13 protein-coding genes are annotated in these 18037 nt (G+C 37.6%); 7 read left to right on the forward strand and 6 right to left on the reverse strand.

From position 1 onward, the window contains the following. Nucleotides 1-8: 8 nt before the first annotated feature. The 4 genes from kdpB to BCR21_RS07075 all read right to left on the reverse strand — a co-directional run bounded on the left by kdpB (nt 9) and on the right by BCR21_RS07075 (nt 7188). Nucleotides 9-2069 carry a potassium-transporting ATPase subunit KdpB gene (gene kdpB, locus BCR21_RS07060; protein ID WP_069645780.1) on the reverse strand — a complete coding sequence of 687 codons (2061 nt, stop codon included), beginning with the start codon at nt 2067-2069 and terminating at the stop codon, nt 9-11. A 19-nt stretch (nt 2070-2088) separates the two neighbouring features. Beyond that, complete coding sequence (gene kdpA, locus BCR21_RS07065) at nt 2089-3771, reverse strand: potassium-transporting ATPase subunit KdpA (protein ID WP_069645781.1); 1683 nt, start codon at nt 3769-3771, stop codon at nt 2089-2091. A gap of 522 nt (nt 3772-4293) precedes the next feature. Beyond that, the gene (locus BCR21_RS07070) at nt 4294-4767 is read right to left on the reverse strand and encodes a glutathione peroxidase (protein WP_069645782.1); all 474 of its coding nucleotides are present in this window, start codon (nt 4765-4767) and stop codon (nt 4294-4296) included. An 84-nt stretch (nt 4768-4851) separates the two neighbouring features. Next, entirely contained in the window at nt 4852-7188 is a 2337-nt protein-coding gene (locus BCR21_RS07075) for a helix-turn-helix domain-containing protein (protein ID WP_069645783.1), read from the reverse strand. Nucleotides 7189-7377: 189 nt separating this feature from the next. On the opposite strand from BCR21_RS07075, the gene BCR21_RS07080 reads away from it, so the two are divergent. The 3 genes from BCR21_RS07080 to BCR21_RS07090 are packed head-to-tail and all read left to right on the forward strand — an operon-like array spanning nt 7378 to nt 11133. After that, the gene (locus BCR21_RS07080; protein WP_069645784.1) at nt 7378-8574 is read left to right on the forward strand and encodes a M20 family metallopeptidase; all 1197 of its coding nucleotides are present in this window, start codon (nt 7378-7380) and stop codon (nt 8572-8574) included. A gap of 2 nt (nt 8575-8576) precedes the next feature. After that, nucleotides 8577-9974 carry an MFS transporter gene (locus BCR21_RS07085; RefSeq protein ID WP_069645785.1) on the forward strand — a complete coding sequence of 466 codons (1398 nt, stop codon included), beginning with the start codon at nt 8577-8579 and terminating at the stop codon, nt 9972-9974. A 13-nt stretch (nt 9975-9987) separates the two neighbouring features. Beyond that, entirely contained in the window at nt 9988-11133 is a 1146-nt protein-coding gene (locus tag BCR21_RS07090; RefSeq protein ID WP_069645786.1) for an ArgE/DapE family deacylase, read from the forward strand. 69 nt (nt 11134-11202) lie between these two features. Here BCR21_RS07090 and BCR21_RS07095 read toward each other — a convergent pair whose 3' ends face one another. Next, nucleotides 11203-12684 (reverse strand): AcpB/EbpR/MafR family transcriptional regulator, encoded by a 1482-nt coding sequence (locus BCR21_RS07095; RefSeq protein WP_069645787.1) that lies wholly within the window; start codon nt 12682-12684, stop codon nt 11203-11205. 99 nt (nt 12685-12783) lie between these two features. Beyond that, nucleotides 12784-14280 carry a cardiolipin synthase gene (gene cls, locus BCR21_RS07100; protein WP_069645788.1) on the reverse strand — a complete coding sequence of 499 codons (1497 nt, stop codon included), beginning with the start codon at nt 14278-14280 and terminating at the stop codon, nt 12784-12786. 328 nt (nt 14281-14608) lie between these two features. On the opposite strand from cls, the gene BCR21_RS07105 reads away from it, so the two are divergent. Genes BCR21_RS07105 through BCR21_RS07120 form a run of 4 tightly spaced genes read left to right on the forward strand, consistent with a single transcriptional unit; the run spans nt 14609 to nt 18032 of the window. Next, nucleotides 14609-14818, forward strand: a complete 210-nt coding sequence (locus tag BCR21_RS07105) for a hypothetical protein (RefSeq protein WP_069645789.1) — start codon at nt 14609-14611, stop codon at nt 14816-14818. 29 nt (nt 14819-14847) lie between these two features. After that, a complete protein-coding gene (locus BCR21_RS07110) occupies nt 14848-15987 on the forward strand; it encodes a M20/M25/M40 family metallo-hydrolase (RefSeq protein WP_069645790.1) in 1140 nt (379 codons plus the stop codon). 47 nt (nt 15988-16034) lie between these two features. Next, complete coding sequence (locus BCR21_RS07115; protein ID WP_420809825.1) at nt 16035-16829, forward strand: YitT family protein; 795 nt, start codon at nt 16035-16037, stop codon at nt 16827-16829. Nucleotides 16830-16862: 33 nt separating this feature from the next. Next, nucleotides 16863-18032: a hypothetical protein gene (locus BCR21_RS07120; RefSeq protein ID WP_069645792.1), complete on the forward strand. Its 1170-nt coding sequence runs from the start codon at nt 16863-16865 to the stop codon at nt 18030-18032. Nucleotides 18033-18037: the final 5 nt, after the last annotated feature.

The following is an 18037-nucleotide window of genomic DNA, read 5'->3' on the forward strand; positions in this document are numbered from 1 at the left end:
TCTCCTTCTTAATATAAAACAAAAGTCAAAATAATATCGATCAACTTGATGGCGATAAAAGGTGCTACAATACCGCCTAATCCATAGACAAGTAAATTGTGACTTAAAATTTTACTAGCTGGTTTTTCTTTATATGAAACACCTTTTAACGCCAACGGAATCAAGGCTACAATGATAAAGGCATTGTAGATGATTGCTGATAAAATCGCTGTTGTTGGGCTAGTCAGTTTCATGACGTTCAACGCATCTAATGCTGGATAAATACTGAAAAACAAGACTGGAATGATCGCAAAATATTTGGCAATATCGTTGGCGATACTAAATGTCGTCAATGCACCACGTGTCATCAACAATTGCTTTCCTATTTTGACGATACTGATCAATTTGGTTGGACTGGAATCTAGATCGATCATGTTTCCTGCTTCTTTGGCTGCTTGTGTGCCAGTATTCATTGCTACAGCAACATCTGCTTGAGCTAATGCCGGAGCATCATTGGTACCATCACCCGTCATTGCAACTAGATGTCCTTTTTCTTGATAGTCACGAATCAAACTCATTTTATTTTCTGGGGTTGCTTCTGCTAAGAAATCATCCACGCCTGCTTCGGCAGCAATCGCAGCGGCTGTCATCGGATTGTCTCCTGTGATCATAATGGTTTTTATCCCCATTTTGCGCATATCTTCAAATTTTTCTTTCACGCCATTTTTGACGATATCTTTTAAGTAGATCACACCGAATACTTGATTATTTTTGACCACAACGAGTGGTGTCCCACCTTCATTGGCAACACGTTGAACGATTGTATCACATTCTTCTGGATAGAGATTGCCCTTTTCTTCCACATATTTTTTCATCGTGTCAGCGGCACCTTTGCGAATTTCGTCTCCTTGATAATTGATACCGCTCATCCGAGTTTTGGCTGTAAATTCGATAAATTCAACTTCCACATGATTTAATTCACGGCCGCGGATATCGAATTTTTCTTTCGCTAGAATAACGATACTGCGTCCTTCAGCTGTTTCATCGGCTAAAGAAGATAGTTGAGCTGCATCTGCTAAGTCATATTCGCTGACACCAGCAACTGGGATAAATTCACTTGCTCGGCGATTGCCTAATGTAATCGTTCCTGTTTTATCTAATAATAAAATATCCACATCGCCAGCTGCTTCAATTGCACGGCCACTCATGGCAATCACGTTTTCTTTATTTAAACGGCTCATTCCAGCTATTCCGATGGAAGAAACCAAAGCGCCAATCGTCGTTGGTGCTAAACAAACCAACAATGCAATGATCGTTGTTAAGGCTAATGCAGAACCATTGCCGACAAGTTCACTTGAAAATTTGGTGAAAGGCAATAAGGTTGCTGAAACGACTAGAAAAATGATCGTCAACATGATCAAAATAATTTGTAAACCAATTTCATTTGGTGTTTTTTTCCGTTCTGTCCCTTCTACCATGGAAATCATTTTGTCTAAGAATGATTCGCCATTTTCAGCGGTCACTTTGATGACTAGATAGTCTGAAACAACCGTTGTTCCGCCTGTTACAGCACTACGGTCACCACCCGATTCTCGAATCACTGGAGCGGATTCTCCTGTGATGGCACTTTCGTCCACCGAAGCCGCACCGTCGATCACATCGCCATCCATTGGGATTTGCTCATTGACTGCTACATAAACGAGATCCCCTTTTTTTAATTCAGATGATTTTATTTCCGTGAATTTTTTTGTTTTCGCGTCTTCTATTGAAGCTACTTTATGCGCGATAACCTCTTTTTTCGCTTGTTTTAAACTTTCTGCTTGTGCTTTGCCACGCCCTTCTGCGATGGCTTCGGCAAAGTTAGCGAATAAAATCGTCAGCCACAAAATAATGGCGATCGCCAAGATAAAGAATGGTTCTGCATCTTTGTAGCCTGCAAAAGTTAAAAAATAAAGAACTGTCGTTAAAATAGCTCCTAAATAAACGACTAACATGACCGGATTTTTTAGTTGAATCATTGGTGCCAGTTTCTTAAAGGACGATTTAAAAGCATCTATATAAACAGTGCGTTTGTTTTGTGTATTTTTCACTTGTTTCCCCTTCTTTACTTTATTTTGTCATAAAGTGTTCTGCGATTGGTCCTAACGCCATAGATGGCAAGAAGCTTAAAGCGCCAATCACTAAAATCACAATAATCAACATCGTTACAAATGTTGCATTTGTCGTTGAAAGTGTTCCAGATCCAGTTGCTACGACTTTCTTTTTCCCTAAGTTTGAAGCGAGGTAAATTACAGCCAACATCGGGATAAAACGAGAAAGGATCATGATGATGCCGCCTAAGATATTCAAGAAAGTCGTATCTGTTGTTAGACCTGCAAAAGCACTTCCGTTATTATTCGCTAGAGAAGAAAATGCATAAAGAATCTCAGAAAAACCATGTGGTCCTTGATTAGTCAACCAAGACATTGCTTGAGGATTTAAAATAAACAACATTGTTCCAAGTAGGGTTAATAATAAAGGGGTTAAGATGACTAGGCAGGCCATTTTCATATCGAAAGGTTCGATTTTTTTACCTAAATATTCTGGTGTTCTTCCCACTAATAAACCAGCGATAAAAATAGCGAGCAAGATGAAAACGATCATCCCATATAGTCCACTCCCGGCACCACCAAAGATGATTTCCCCTAGTTGCATCAAGAACATCGGAATCAAACCACCAAGTGGCGTAAAGCTATCTAGCATAGCATTTATAGAACCGTTAGAAGCAGCCGTTGTGCTAACTGCCCAAAGAGCAGACCAGCCGATACCAAAACGTGTTTCTTTTCCTTCCATATTCATTTGACCAATCACGTGACTGAATTGCGGCCCGTAATATTCACTTAACGTCACACCAATCAGTGCTGCGATTAAAAAACCAAGTGAAACGATCATAATCGTTCTACCTTGTTTCCAGTCTTTTACAAATAAACCGAAGGCGACGATTAATGCTGCTGGAATCAAGAGAATCGAACAATTTTCGATAAAGTTACTGATCAAGTTAGGATTTTCAAACGGATGTGCTGAGTTTGCGCCGAAATAACCACCACCGTTTGTACCTAATTGTTTGATTGCAACTTGACTGGCAACTGTTCCTAATGGTAAAAAGATTTTTTGCCCTAGTTCCAAACTGGTCGTTTCAACAGAACCAGCAAAGGTTTGAACGACACCTTGAGAAATCAACAACAAGGAAACAATAAAAGAAATCGGTACTAAAATATATAAAATAATTTTCGTTAAATCTTGCCAGAAGTTTCCGATCTGCTTGCTTGTCCGATTTGTGAAGCCACGAAGTAAAACAAACAACACGGCAATCCCAACCGCTGCGGATACGAAGTTTTGAACGGTTAATCCGAATGCTTGTGTAAAGATCGATAGAGTATCTTCACCCGCATAGGCTTGCCAGTTGGTATTGGTAATAAAACTAGCTGCAGTGTTAAAGGCTAATGAAAAGCTAGTTCCAGGCAGTTTTTCTGGATTCAATGGTAAAAAGCCTTGTCCTAAAAGCATCGCCATCAAAATAACAAACGAAAAGAAACTAAAAAATAAAACGCTCAAGCCATAATGCTTCGCTGTCATTTCTTTTTGCGCTGGCGTACCTAGAAATTGATAGATCTTTGTTTCGATCGGGCTGATGATTTTTGTCAAAAACGTTTTTTGATTGGTCATCACTTTATGGATATAAAAACCTAACGGAATCGCTAATCCGATTAAAACGATGAAGAAGATAGCTTGTTGAATAATAATTGCGCTCACTGTTGATCCCCCCAAAATAGTTGGTAAAATAGATAAATAAGCAGTAACCCTGCGATAATTCCAGTAATAATCGTCATCAAAATCCCTCTCTTTCATCTGATGGATTTAGGATATCAAATTTTATATAAAGATAGTGTTAAAGTTTGGGTTGGGTCTTTATACAATCTTTATACGCGTAAGCGGTTTCTATATTTTCTAAACTAAAATCTCTGTAAAAAATAGATTTACTTTAAACTTTGCGTATTTTATGTTGTCGCCTATCTTACAGTCTTGGGACTGAACGGAGGTGTCCTCTTTATGTCCGTAGCATTAATCTTGTCCGCTTCTTGTTGGGATCCTACTCTCGTAATTTTAAGTATTGGCTGAATAATAAGTACAAGAAGTAACAGTAGATATGGTGACATTAGCCACAAAAAGCCCCTGGAGAGTCCAATTCTCCAGGGGCTTACTCTTTATGTTCTTGCTTAGCACAATCATTATATCATGAGATGATTATTGATATTAAGAATAAAAAAATATTTCTTACAACAATTTTTCAATATCTCCAGCAATTTTTTCTGGTTCAACAGTTGGTGCAAAGCGTTTGACCACATTGCCGTCACGATCTACTAAAAATTTAGTAAAGTTCCACTTGATCGCGCCACCTAAAAGTCCACCTTTTTCACCTTTTAAATACTCATACAAAGGATCAGCATTTTCACCATTTACGTCGATTTTTCCAAACGTTTGAAACGTCGTTTGATAGGTCAACTGACAAAACTCACTGATTTCTTGATTTGTTCCAGGTGCTTGGTGTCCAAATTGATTACAAGGAAAATCTAAGATTTCTAACCCTTGTTCACGGTATTTTTTATATAACTCTTCTAGTCCTTCATACTGAGGTGTAAAACCGCAACCTGTCGCTGTATTCACGATTAGGAGTACTTTTCCTCGATAATCTTCCAATGAAACGGTCTCATCCTTTGTCGTTTTTACTTGATAATCATAAATACTCATTTTACTTCTTCCTCTCCAATTACCTGTCTTAATTAAATACTAGCCAGTAGAGGGCTTTTCGTCAAGGAAACGACCTTTGATCGATCATAAAATAGGCGTCAATTCCAACAGTACGATACCATTTGTATCTAGTGTCACATAATAATTAAACGTATCATCGATTTGAGTATCGAAGACTTTGATTTTCGGTCGAGTACTCTCTACAACATATTCTTGTGTCTCTATATCAAGTGCTTTTGCATTGCGGAATTCTTCATAGGTGTAAAATAACGCGCCATTATGACGATTGAAATCAATTTGCTTGATTTGATAATGAGCTGATTTAATCGCTGCTAATTCGATTTCAAACGTTACGGCCTGGCTTTCTAGAAACGCCTCTTCTGAAGAAAGATGTGGATCAAAATAATTCGGATTAAACAACAGTAACTGATACTTCCCGTCAACATAGGTCAGCAGATATTCTTCACCTTGCGCCAGAACTTTGCCTTCCAACCTTCTAGCCAGCCACAAACAAAAATAAACAGGTCTTCTCCCACTGTAAAAATGAAACAATTCCAACCCATCATTTTTTAATGGACGGTCTTGTGTTTGTTTCTCATACAACTCGATGTTCAGCCAAAACCCGAATCCAGATACTAGCGTATCCAGCATCAAAAGATCTTTTAAGATAATCGCGCCTCTAAAGAAGGTTCCATTACTATTTCTTGTCATCCCAGTCAATGTGTTCCATTCCGTAAGATAAAGTGGCAGCTTGATTTCGTATTCTTTTAAAACATGCTTGATATGCAAGGTTTTATTCAACACATATTGATGGTAATTTTTCAAATCCGGAAAGGTGCTATCTAAATTTTGAAACACATAATTAGGCTCAGCAGAAAATGATAAAAAATCACACTTTGCTGCGATCGTCTCGCAAAAAAACCGCGTTTGTTCTGAGTCATTTTGCTCAAAGAATGGGTCAGGTAAAGGAATTTCTGCGCCTACTTCTATTTTAGAAGAGAGCTCAGATAAGCTTTTTTTCACTTCTAGAAAATCAGGATAATAGTCAGCAAGATTTTGCCCTTTAAATAGACAATTGATTTTCCATTGCTCAGTCATTTTTGTGCCAAATTTATTTTGAACATGTCGAAAAAATTTACGACAGATGTCTTTCACGCTAACACTTAGCTGGTTAAATTTTACAAGAGACAACTGGAAAAAAATATCCAGCCGAGCATCTTCTAAAAATGTCAGAATGTAGTCCCATTGTTCAAATGCGGGAAACGAATTCATCCCCGCTTCTTGATGGATCTGAACCGTTAGAGGAATTTGTGTAAATAGCGATTGGATACTAATATACTTGATCCCAATCTGTTTTTTTATGTCCAATATTTCACTTTGAATTTTCTTAGAAGCTAAAGCTTCCCACGAACCAACATGAATGATCACGTCTTTTTTTTGATAATCGGCTTCAGATTGCTCCGTTGTAATATGGAGCTGTTTGGTTTTTAGCGATAATTCTGAAGGATGAGCTTCTTCCAAACCCGTTTGAATATAACTGTATAACGGGACCAAAATTTCTTTGATTTGAAGCTCTGTTGTTTGAACGACTTGTTCGATTTTTTGTGGCGCCTTCGTCTGTTCTAAGTGAGATGAACGATAACTGGTTGGCGAATCGTTAAAGATTTTTTTGAAATGTTGACGATACGTTTTACTATTGCTAAACCCGCTATCTAAAGCAATTTGCTCGATACTTTTTTTCGTATACAGTAACTCTGACAAACTGTGTTTCACACAAATCGTCCGCACATAATGAGAAAAGTAATCTCCGGTTTCCTTCTTAAAAAACTTCGATAAAGAGGATTCCGACATAAAAAAATATTCTGCTGTGTCCGATAATAAGACCCCTTCGTGGTAATGTTCTTCGATGTAGTCCAAGATCTCTCTTAATTTTTGGTTGTCTGAAGGATGGTACTCTGTGACTTCTTCTTTTTGAAAATGATGAACCAAAGACAATATGATCTGAGTTAAAAATAAAGTGATTTTGAGTCTTTTTGAAGGATCATCGCTAAATTCAACTAAACACAACTCCGCAACTTGTCTTCTTAATGCTGCGATTGCAGGCATTTTCCCATGTTCTTTTTGAATTGGTGCACAGTCAAAGCGCGTATAAAAAAAAGCTGGAAATTGAGCCGCAAAGAAAACACTATTGATCCCCAATTTTAAATAAGTACAACTTTGTTTTAAATCGCTATTCAAGAGCACCCGATCTCCTGTATTGATGACAAACAATTCCCCTGCACTTACTTGATTAGTTGTTTCTTCTATAGTAATAAACATGCTTCCTTTTAAGACCATCAAAATAGTCGTTTCTTTATAAAGCACATCTTGTTCTGTCAGCAGTTGTTGATACTTGATATGATAATTTTCATTTACAATCATTATTTTTACCTCGTTTATTTATTTCCTTTTCATTATAACACCTAAACAAGAAAATATTGTTCGTTCAACCACCTTTTATTTTCCGAGTTAGCTTTTCTAAAAGGGATTTCTGAAATTTGGAAATTCCTAGCATTGTGAAGTTATTAATTAAGCATAGAATATGAAGTGTATTTGAAGGGAGAAGATCAAATGGACGATTTACGTACACAATTATTCACATTGCTTCAACAAAAAGAAGCTGAACTAATCAAGATTCGCCGACATTTTCATGAGAATCCGGAATTATCTTTTCATGAGACAGAAACAGCAAAATATATCGCCGATTTTTACGCTGGTAAAGACTGTGAGGTTCAAACGAATGTAGGCGGTGGTAATGGTATTTTAGTCGATATTCATGGCGGCAAAAAAGGACCGTTCTTAGCGATTCGAGCAGATTTCGATGCATTGCCGATCCAAGAAGATACGGGCTTACCCTTTGCTTCAAAAACACCAAATGTCATGCATGCCTGCGGACACGATGGGCACACAGCCTATATGATGATTTTGGCTGATTCACTGATTGAATTAAAAGATCAATTAGCGGGCACGATTCGTGTGATCCACCAACCTGCTGAAGAAGTACCACCAGGTGGCGCTAAAGGGATGATCGAAGCTGGTTGTTTAGATGGTGTGGATCATGTTTTGGGCATTCACGTGATGAGTTTGATGCCCCTTGGCGATGTTCTTTATCATTCAGGACCTGTTCACACTGGTCGAGCAACCTTTAAAGTCGTGATGCAAGGAAAAGGCGGACATGGTTCAACACCACAAGATGCGAATGATACGATCGTAGCAGCTTCTCAATTTGTCACGGCTGTCCAAACAATCGTCAGTCGTAGAATCAATCCATTTGATACTGCAACAGTCACAATTGGTTCGTTTGACGGCAAAGGTTCCGCTAATGTCATTAAAGATTCTGTTACGCTAGAAGGCGATGTACGGATCATGAAAGAAGAAACACGAGCAATCGTGGAAAAAGAATTCAAACAAATTTTGGATGGTATCTGCCAAACATTCGGCATCCGTTACGAACTTGATTACGCCAATGATTACCCAGTTTGTGTCAACGATGCTAAAACCACTGAAATGGTTGTTAAAGCATTGACCGAAGCGAAAATTCCAGAAGTGAAACAATTAGTCGAATCCGGACCACAAACTCCTTCTGAAGATTTTGCTTATTATGCAAAAGAACGACCAAGCTGTTTCTTTTTCGTTGGTGCTCATAAAGAAGGAACGCCGATGTATCCACATCATCATCCAAAATTTTATATTGACGAAGATTGTTTATTGATCGCTGCAAAATCAATGGGTGCAGCTGTTTTACATTATTTATCTGAAGGAGTTTAATCATGAAAGCAACAACACATACAGCAGAGGTTGTAACATATAAAGGGACAAACAAATTACTGATAGGAATCGTGTTAAGTGTTTTGACTTATTGGCTGTTTGCCCAATCTTTACTAAATATGGCGCCAGCCGTACAAAGTGACTTAGGTGTTTCTTCTGGCGTTTTAAACATAGGAATCTCCATGACTGGTTTATTCTCTGGTATTTTCATCGTGGTAGCCGGTGGATTGGCAGATAAATTAGGCAGAATGAAATTAACATATATTGGTCTTATTTTAAGTGTTATCGGTTCAGCGGCTTTAGTCATTGCACACGGCCCTATTTTATTTATCGGTGGTCGGATTTTACAAGGATTATCGGCTGCTTGTATCATGCCTGCAACAATGGCCTTAGTCAAAACCTATTATGAAGGCAAAGATCGTCAACGAGCGCTAAGTTATTGGTCGATCGGTTCTTGGGGCGGTTCTGGATTATGTTCGTTCTTTGGTGGCGCCATTGCTAGTTCTTTAGGCTGGCGTTATGTCTTTATTTTTTCGATTATTGTTTCGATTTGTAGTGCGTTATTGATCTTTGGTACACCTGAAAGTAAGGTCGAAAGTAATAGCAATAGTAAATTTGATTCAATGGGCTTACTTTTATTTATCGTTTCAATGGTTGCTTTAAATGTTGTTGTTTCTAAAGGATCTGAATTAGGTTGGACAAGTCCAGTCGTGCTGATTTTAGCCGTAGTTGTGATCTTAGGGTTGATTGCTTTTTATAAAGTAGAACAAGCGATCGACAATAGTTTTGTTGAGTTTTCTTTATTTGAAAACCGCGGTTATCTAGGTGCAACGATTTCTAACTTCTTATTGAATGCTGTGGCCGGCACATTGATCGTTATCAATACGTATGTTCAACAAGGACGTGGTCTTTCTTCTGCTAAAACAGGAATGTTATCGATCGGTTACTTGTGTCTAGTTTTGATCACGATTCGAATTGGTGAAAAGTTATTACAAACAATCGGCGCGAAAAAACCAATGTTGTGGGGTACCATTCTTTCTGGAACAGGTGTTGGTTTGATGGCGTTAACGATGGTTACAGGCACTGCCTATTTCGTATTAGTTTTTATTGGCTATAGTTTATTCGGAATGGGACTTGGCATGTATGCAACACCCTCTACAGACACAGCAATTTCCAGTGTTCCAAATGAAAAAGCCGGAGTAGCTTCCGGTATTTATAAAATGGCTAGCTCTCTTGGCGGAGCATTGGGAGTAGCAATTTCTGCTGCAGTTTACAATGGATTCAGTGCTAGCGGTAATTATACACAAGGAGCTACCTTTGGTTTACTGACAAATATTCTTTTCTGTGTTTTAGCCTTAGGGTCAATCGTATTTATTATTCCAAAAGAAAAACAAGTATAAGGAGAGAGTATTCATGGATAATCAAGACGCATTACAATTATTAAAAGAAGTCGTTCAAATAAAAAGTATTTTAGGGAAAGAAAAAGTAGTTGCAGATAAACTGCAAGTGATTTTTGAAAAGTATGACATCCCTTGTGAACAGGTAGAATACAGCGAGGGACGTAATCAATTAGTTGCAACGCTAAAAGGCAATGAAGCAGGTTCTGTCCTAGGTTTTTCTGGACATATGGATGTGGTTCCTGTGGGTGAAATTCCTTGGGATGAAGATCCCTTTGCCGCATTTGAAAAAGACGGTTTATTATATGGACGTGGAACCTGTGATATGAAATCAGGCTTGATTGCAGCCGTTGTTGCGATGACTCGTTTAAAAGAAGCAGGCTCAAACTTTAAAGGAACCATCAAACTTTTAGCGACTGTGGGAGAAGAAACGAGCGCTATCGGCTCTGGTCAATTAGTTGATAAAGGCTATGCAGATGATTTAGATGCATTAGTCATCGGTGAACCTACAAATGTTGAGATCGGTGTAGCGCATAAAGGTGCTTTATGGCCTCGTATCACAACTTACGGGAAAACAGCTCATGGCTCAATGCCAGATCAAGGAGTGAATGCGATCGAACATATGCTTTTAGTTTTGAATGCCTTTAAAGAAACCTTTGATTTCTCTCAATCTGTAGATGAATTAGTCGGCGCCTCAACTTCCAGTTTAGATATTATCAATGGCGGTAACGGAACCAATGTTGTTCCTGATAAATGTACAGTAGAGATCGACATTCGCACAATCAAAGCTCAAGATCATTCAGAGTTAAAGCAACAATTCAAAGAGATGCTAGATAAATTAACAGCAACCGTTCCAGATTTTAAAGCAGAGATCGAGTTCATCAATGATTTACCTTCTATGAAAACTGAACTTAACGATCCTTTCACTGTATTAACACAAAAAGTTGTTTCAAAAGTTACAAGTGAAACAGCGAATACATTCGGTATGACTGGTTATACCGATGGTTCTCAATTTGGACGTGTAAAAAAAGAATTCCCTATTTTGATTCTAGGTCCTGGTGAAACAAAATATGCGCATCAACCTAATGAATTCGTGAACATTAACGACTTTTACCAAATGATTACTATCAATGAAAACATTGCAAAAGAATTTTTAAAATAACCTAGAAAAAAGCCGAAATGAACTTTAATCTGTTCATTTCGGCTTTTTTTCTCTTGCTTATGATTTTACTCAAAGCTCAAATAACTTTTTCGTCAGCCTCTCCAACTCTCCTGTTGCAGGAAACTGTGAAACCTTAATACTTAAACACCCTTCAGTTGGCACTAGCATCACATGATTATAAATAATCACGTCAACGCCTTCTCTTTTTATATACTCTTCAGTAATTTTTTCATTAAAAACCCAGCTGACATCAAAATTGCCAGGGATTCGTTTCTTTAAAATAGCAATTAAATGCTGAACATAACAGGCTTCACCAGAAATACTCAAAAGAATTTTTTTATTATTTTCGATCGTCGTATCAATTAAATAGGAGCTAAAAAGTAAACTCAAATTCGTTGCTACATCTTCTGGATATACCAATCGTGCCTCATGGGCTAACTTGACTTGTTTTAATTTAGCCAAACAAGCTTGGTAAATAGTAGGAAATTCCCCTTTGGCATATTGATTTAGTTCGAACGAGTTTCTTTGAAATAATGGCGTTATTCTAGATAATAAACTAAGATTTTCCAAAAATGAATTCACACAATGATACATTTCTTTGCTTCTTGAAGGATCAAGAGGAATACTTTCACCAAAATCAAAAATCGTATTATACCGATCGTCGTAATTGGATTTCCGTGTCAGATTGATTGAGTAAATCTCTCCTTCTGGAGGTAAATAAATGACACTTGCTAAGGTTGTGACATAAGCATAGATGTGTTCTTCATAAGGTAAATTTTCGATTGAAAAATACTTCTTCATCAATTGATCATAGATTTCAGAAAACACTTCAAAACGATCTGTCATCGCATATTTTTGACTAGACTCCTGTTTTTTAGGGATATAAAAATGCTTATCAACTCTTTGCAAAATAACATGGTGCCACATTTTCGCCCGATTTGCATCCAGTGTTAACACCCTTTGATACTTATTTAGAAATGATTCTTGAAATTCGTAATAAAACTTTTGAACCATCTCATCAAGATGAACATCTTCTTCTCGCCACCCCCGTTGGCTTGTGTAATCGAAATATAAATACCGAATGTCGGCTTCCTCTCCGATCAAAGCCAAATGCGGCGATAGTTGTAAAGTTAAGTTATATCGTTCTAATACTTCAGTTAAGTGAGGCAAATAGCGTCTCAACGTTCGCTCTGACAACCAAATCCGATCACACCATGTTTCAATCGAATATTCCTCCCCGTCCAATAAAGCACTCAACAAGGTGAAAAGTGGCTGCTGGTCAATGATATCTGATAATATTTCTTCGATCGTGTAGGTACTGTCCCGGTTAAAAATAATAGTTTCTTTTTTCACTTGCACAAATCCATCGATCACTGGGCTGTATTCCTGCAGTATAGCTAGATCACTTTTTAACGTTTTTTTTGTCACACCCAAGTTGGCTGCCACATCTTCCATTGTCAGTAAATCAGAGGTATCCGCTAAAAAATAAATTAGATTAATCAATCGGATCGCTTTTTTATCTGTTACTAAGTCTATATACAATTTCCGCATGTTTTTCCCCCTTGAATGTGTCGTCATTTTTCATTAGATTTCTTTGTAATAGTATAGCACGAGCGCTTTTAAAACACGTCAGATATGATTTTCCAAGCTTTATAACAGTGGTGCAAACAAGCCACAGATTTTGCCTTTGATTTTTTTCCAAGTGCTTCTTTGTGCTAATTCAAGCGCTGTGATTTGTTTGGCGTTGGTTCGATCCTTTTTGAAATCATCCGCTAATTTTTGAATTGCTTGACCGGTATATAAAATAGCGGATACTTCATGATTGATATCAAAACTGCGAATATCAAAATTTGTCGAGCCAATCGTGGCAACTTGCTCATCAATAATCATTACTTTACAATGTAAAAAGGCCGTATCATCGTATTTATAGACCTGAATCCCCGCACTGATCAAATCTTCCAAATAAAAGTCATTTCCATAATAAGACAGTTTTCTATCCCCTTTTCCTGGAATAATGATCTCCACCTTGATACCATTACGAGCACCCCTTCTTAATAAAGCCAACAGTTCATCGTCTGGCACAAAATAAGGACTGGCAATGGAAATTTTCTCCTTCGCAGAATCGATCAAATTAAACAAAACATCCCGAACCACGCGTTCTTGATCGTAAGGACCACCATAAATCACTTGTCCTTCATCGCTTCCTACTTCAATTGTAGGAAAATAACTTTCCACCATAAATTCATTCGCACTTCCAGCACTATTTTTCATATACAGCCAATCATATAAAAAACTTTCCTGTAATTGTGTCACTAAAGGACCTGCTATTTGTAAATGCGTATCTCGCCAATGAGAGAATTTGGGTGTTATGCCTAGATATTCATTCCCAATATTTAAACCACCTACAAAACCAAGCGTTCCATCGATGACGATCACTTTTCTATGATTGCGCCAATTCGCTCTCGCAATATGATAAAACGACTGGATCGGATTGAAAATTTCTACTTCTACCTGAGCCGCTTTTAAAGAATCAAGATACGCATCAGATAATTTTACAGAACCTAAACCGTCCACCCCAAAGCGAACTTTGACTCCCTCTGAAGCTTTTTTTATCAAGATTTTTCGGAGTTGATCCCCAAGTTCATCCTCTTTGATTATGAAATAAAACAAATGAATATGGTGTTTCGCTTCATTCAGTGCTGCGAAAATAGCCGAAAAAGTCTCTTCACCATCTGTAAGCACCTCAAATTGATTCCCCCCCATTACGACCTTTTTCGACAAGCGCTCATTTTTCTCTTCCAAACAACTCAACGGTTCTAATGTCTTCCTGTTTATACTCTGAACATAGCGAACTAGTCTGTCCTGCTCTTGCTTTTGAACAGTGTTACTTTTCAAGTTACTGCGCCCGAAAAAAAGGTAAACAAACAGCCCAACGACTGGAACAAAATATAATGTCAGGACCCAAGCCACTTTAACGCTTGTTACATCCTTGCGTCTAAAAACAATGTACATACTTAGTAGAATAGAAATCAGCTCAAAAAATGAAAGTATAACCAAAACGAACTGCGGATAAAAAATAAAAAGCAGAAAAAATGTGATTATTGTAACAAGTAAAACGATACTAAATTGGCGTAATGTTTGATTCATAGTTATCCTCCTTAAAATAACAAAAGTTTTTTTATTTAACTATCATAAAAACTGATGAATTACTTTTTATAAAAAACTTATTTATTCATTATAATAGCGGATAAAAATCTAATAATACAGGCATTTTTTTCACTTTAAAGGAAAACATTGCCAGATAAAGTATCCGCTCCTAGTTAAACCCTTGTCCTTGTTGGCTTATGCTTAAAATAAAATACAATAATGACAAAAAATGTCATTTCAGTCCTTTTTTTGCCATTCATTTCAAGAACCTTCCGTGATAAATTTGTGATATACAAAACAAGCGAACTAGAATGGATGGTGATTAATCATGAAAATCGAGCAGTACTTTTCTTATGGATTCCTTTTTGAAGCCAAACTTTTGAATAAACATGGCGAAACAATTGCAAAGCAGTTTGTTTCAATGGAACAAAATGAAGAAATTGCCATGGAAAAGATCATTTCTACTATCTCTTTGCTGCAAGATTTTAAATTGCATCAAATCAAACTGATCGATGAAGTATGGATGGTCACAGAATAAATGATTGTAAATAAGAAAGGATGTTTTATATGAATAAGAAAAGATTAGTGGAGACCTTTACTGAGTTGGTACAAGTAGCTTCTGTTTCACGTCAAGAAGGAGAATTTGTGCAGTTATTGAGCGATAAATTAATCGCATTAGGTTTGACAGTCACAGAAGATGAGTCAATGAAAACAACCAAACTTGGCTCAAACAATTTGATTGCCAAATATACTGGAAGTTTAGCTAAGGAGCCGGTCTTCTTCTCTTGTCATGTGGATACTGTAGAACCTGGTGTAGGCATTGAAGTGCTTGAGAAGGATGATATTCTTTATTCTAAAGGTGAAACGATTTTAGCGGCAGACAATAAAGCAGGAATTGCGATTCTTTTAGAAATGATTGAGACTATTTTAGAAAACAATATCGAAACAGGACCGATCGAGCTCGTCTTTTCTCCTGGTGAAGAAATCGGTTTGATTGGAGCCGCCGCCTTGGATATGTCATTGATCGATTCAACATTTGGCTATGTATTTGATAATTCTGGTCCAGCTGGAAATGGAATCGTTGCTAGTCCTTTCCTTTATATGTTTGATATTGAAGTGACAGGAAAAGCCGCTCATGCTGGTTTAGAACCAGAAAAAGGTATTTCAGCCTTCACGATTGCTCAAACGGCATTAGAAGGCATTCCGTTTGGCAGACTGGATGAGCATACTACGTCAAACATCGGAAAAATTTCTGGTGGTGCAGGGATCAATGTTGTGATGGAACACTTGATGATCCAAGGGGAAGTACGATCGATCTCAGATGAAAAAGCACGTGATTTTCTTACTAAATTAGAACAGTCCTTCAAAAATGCGACTAGCTTACATGGCGGTGACTTCACTCTTTCAGTTGATCAAAAAGCGACTGGTTTTCATTTAGCTGATGATTCTGATCCTGTTAGAATCGCTAAAGCGGCAACAACTAAAATTGGTCGAACTTTTACACCTGAAATCAGCGGTGGTGGTAGTGATGCCAATATCTTTAACGCACACGGCAAACCAACATTAAATTTATCGATTGGATATGAAGAAATTCATACAATCAATGAGTACATTCCAATTGCTGAAATGCTAAAATCAGTTGAATTAGCTTTAGCTATCGTCAATGAAATGCCCGACAGTCATACTTCAAGCGGGTCAGTAAAATGACTGCGGTGCGTAAAGGTCAAAATATCTTGTTGATTATCCTAGCAGTTATGCTGCTAAGCATCTCCATCAATATGTTTTTAGGCCCTCATCAGATAGCCGCAGGCGGTGTGAGTGGATTAGGTATTTTGGCAGAAGCAGCCTTTTCGATTGATCGGTCGATCGTTGTTTTGGTCTTAAATTGTTTGATGTTGCTTTTAACGATCCTCTTTTTAGGGAAAAAAGTGTTCTTCAATACCCTGATCGGCAGTTTGTTGTTCCCATTCTTTTTAGCCGTTGTTCCTGAAATCATGGTTACCTCAGATCGTTTACTTTCCGTGCTTTTTGGCAGTGCGATTTTTGGAATCGGTGTTGCAATTCTTTATAAAATCGGCGCTTCTAGTGGTGGTACGACAATTCCACCTCTGATTTTACAAAAATATTGGCACATTAATACCTCAACAGGTCTTTTAGTGACAGATGCCTTTATCGTTTTATTGAATGTGTTTATCTTTGGCATTGAATCGTTTCTATATGCGATATTATCGATCATCATCACATCTATCGTTATGACCTATATCGAAACAGGCGTCAAACGAAGAAAATCGATTTTGATTTTCAGTAAGGATAAAACAACTGAAATTAAAGAGGAATTACTGCAGACTGTTAATCGCGGTGTCACTCTTTTCAATGTGACTGGCGGTAAAACTGAGCAGGAAAATCAAATGTTGATGATCGTCAGTTCAAATAATGAGTATCCAGCAGTTATGCGCATTATCGATCAAATCGATCCAACTTCATTTGTAATTGTTTCAAACGTTGCTGAGGTTCATGGCTTAGGTTTTACCTACCACCCTATTCAATAAAAATAGCCACTTAGAAAAAGGAGAGCGAAAATTATGAATTCTGTATTAGCTTTTACGATTATTATGCTTGTTTGGACGGTCAGTGATTATATTTCTAAAAAGACCAAGTCACTGCTTTCAACGTTATTGATTGCTTCATTGATCTTCTTGATTGGGTTTAAAACGAACTTATTTCCAGAAGATTTATTGCCTAGTTCCTCTTTATTAGCCTTAGGAACAACCGTTGTTGGGTTTATCCTAGTCCATCTTGGAACAACAATCAGTTTAAAAGAATTTAAACAACAATGGCGGACATTCTTGATTGGTGTAGCCGCAACACTTGGGATCGTTGCTGCATTATTGCTCGTTGGTCCATTATTTGAAGATCAAAGTTACGCGATTGCGGCTATCGGTGCGATTTCTGGCGGCACAATTTCAATCATCATGGTTCAAGATGCTGCAATTGCTGCCGGATTGTTATCTGTAGCAGTTTTACCTGTTTTGATTTCTGCCTTTCAAGGGTTGATCGGTTTCCCATTAACTTCATTGATTTTAAGAAAAGAAGCCAATCGTCTGCATCAAGAATACCAAGAAAATCCTGATGCTTTTGTTAGCGCCGAAGAAGTGGAAGAAAAAGAACCTAAAAAGACACGTTTGCCAGAGCTTTTCCATACAACTGCAGGTACGCTCTTTGTTGTCGGAGTAACTGTTTTACTTGCTACATTCGTAAATAACCTGACCAATGGTATGATCAACACGTTCATTCTTTGCTTACTGTTTGGGATTGCTTTGAGAGAGTTGAATATTTTCAAACCGAATATTTTGAATGGGATTGATGCGTACGGATTAATGATGTTAGCTATTTTAATTATTATCTTTGGTCCTTTAGCAACGATTTCTATTCATGATTTGATCGAGTTGATTCTACCATTGACGCTTTCATTTTTAGTGGGGGTTACTGGAAATGTGTTATTTGCGGCAATTGCCGGGAAGTTTCTTGGCTATAGCTTATCGATGTCGATTGCGATCGGTTTGACTTCATTGTATGGCTTCCCGGGCACAATGATTTTGAGTCAGGAAGCAGCGAAAAGTATCAATGGCACACCTGAAGAGATTGCCCTGATCGAAGGACAAATTCTACCGAAGATGATTATTGCTGGGTTTTCTACTGTAACAATTACATCTGTTTTCATCACTGGGATTTTAGTTAATTTGATTGGGTAAGTAAA

The sequence above is a fragment of the Enterococcus ureasiticus genome (genome assembly GCF_001730285.1).
GTDB lineage: Bacteria > Bacillota > Bacilli > Lactobacillales > Enterococcaceae > Enterococcus_L > Enterococcus_L ureasiticus.

Bases quoted from the DNA above. Each gene is read 5' to 3' on its own strand.
- BCR21_RS07070 (WP_069645782.1), bottom strand. From the start codon at position 4,767: ATGAGTATTTATGATTATCAAGTAAAAACGACAAAGGATGAGACCGTT.
- BCR21_RS07075 (WP_069645783.1), bottom strand. From the start codon at position 7,188: ATGATTGTAAATGAAAATTATCATATCAAGTATCAACAACTGCTGACA.
- BCR21_RS07080 (WP_069645784.1), top strand. From the start codon at position 7,378: ATGGACGATTTACGTACACAATTATTCACATTGCTTCAACAAAAAGAA.
- BCR21_RS07085 (WP_069645785.1), top strand. From the start codon at position 8,577: ATGAAAGCAACAACACATACAGCAGAGGTTGTAACATATAAAGGGACA.
- BCR21_RS07090 (WP_069645786.1), top strand. From the start codon at position 9,988: ATGGATAATCAAGACGCATTACAATTATTAAAAGAAGTCGTTCAAATA.
- BCR21_RS07095 (WP_069645787.1), bottom strand. From the start codon at position 12,684: ATGCGGAAATTGTATATAGACTTAGTAACAGATAAAAAAGCGATCCGA.
- cls (WP_069645788.1), bottom strand. From the start codon at position 14,280: ATGAATCAAACATTACGCCAATTTAGTATCGTTTTACTTGTTACAATA.
- BCR21_RS07105 (WP_069645789.1), top strand. From the start codon at position 14,609: ATGAAAATCGAGCAGTACTTTTCTTATGGATTCCTTTTTGAAGCCAAA.
- BCR21_RS07110 (WP_069645790.1), top strand. From the start codon at position 14,848: ATGAATAAGAAAAGATTAGTGGAGACCTTTACTGAGTTGGTACAAGTA.
- BCR21_RS07115 (WP_420809825.1), top strand. From the start codon at position 16,035: ATGCTGCTAAGCATCTCCATCAATATGTTTTTAGGCCCTCATCAGATA.
- BCR21_RS07120 (WP_069645792.1), top strand. From the start codon at position 16,863: ATGAATTCTGTATTAGCTTTTACGATTATTATGCTTGTTTGGACGGTC.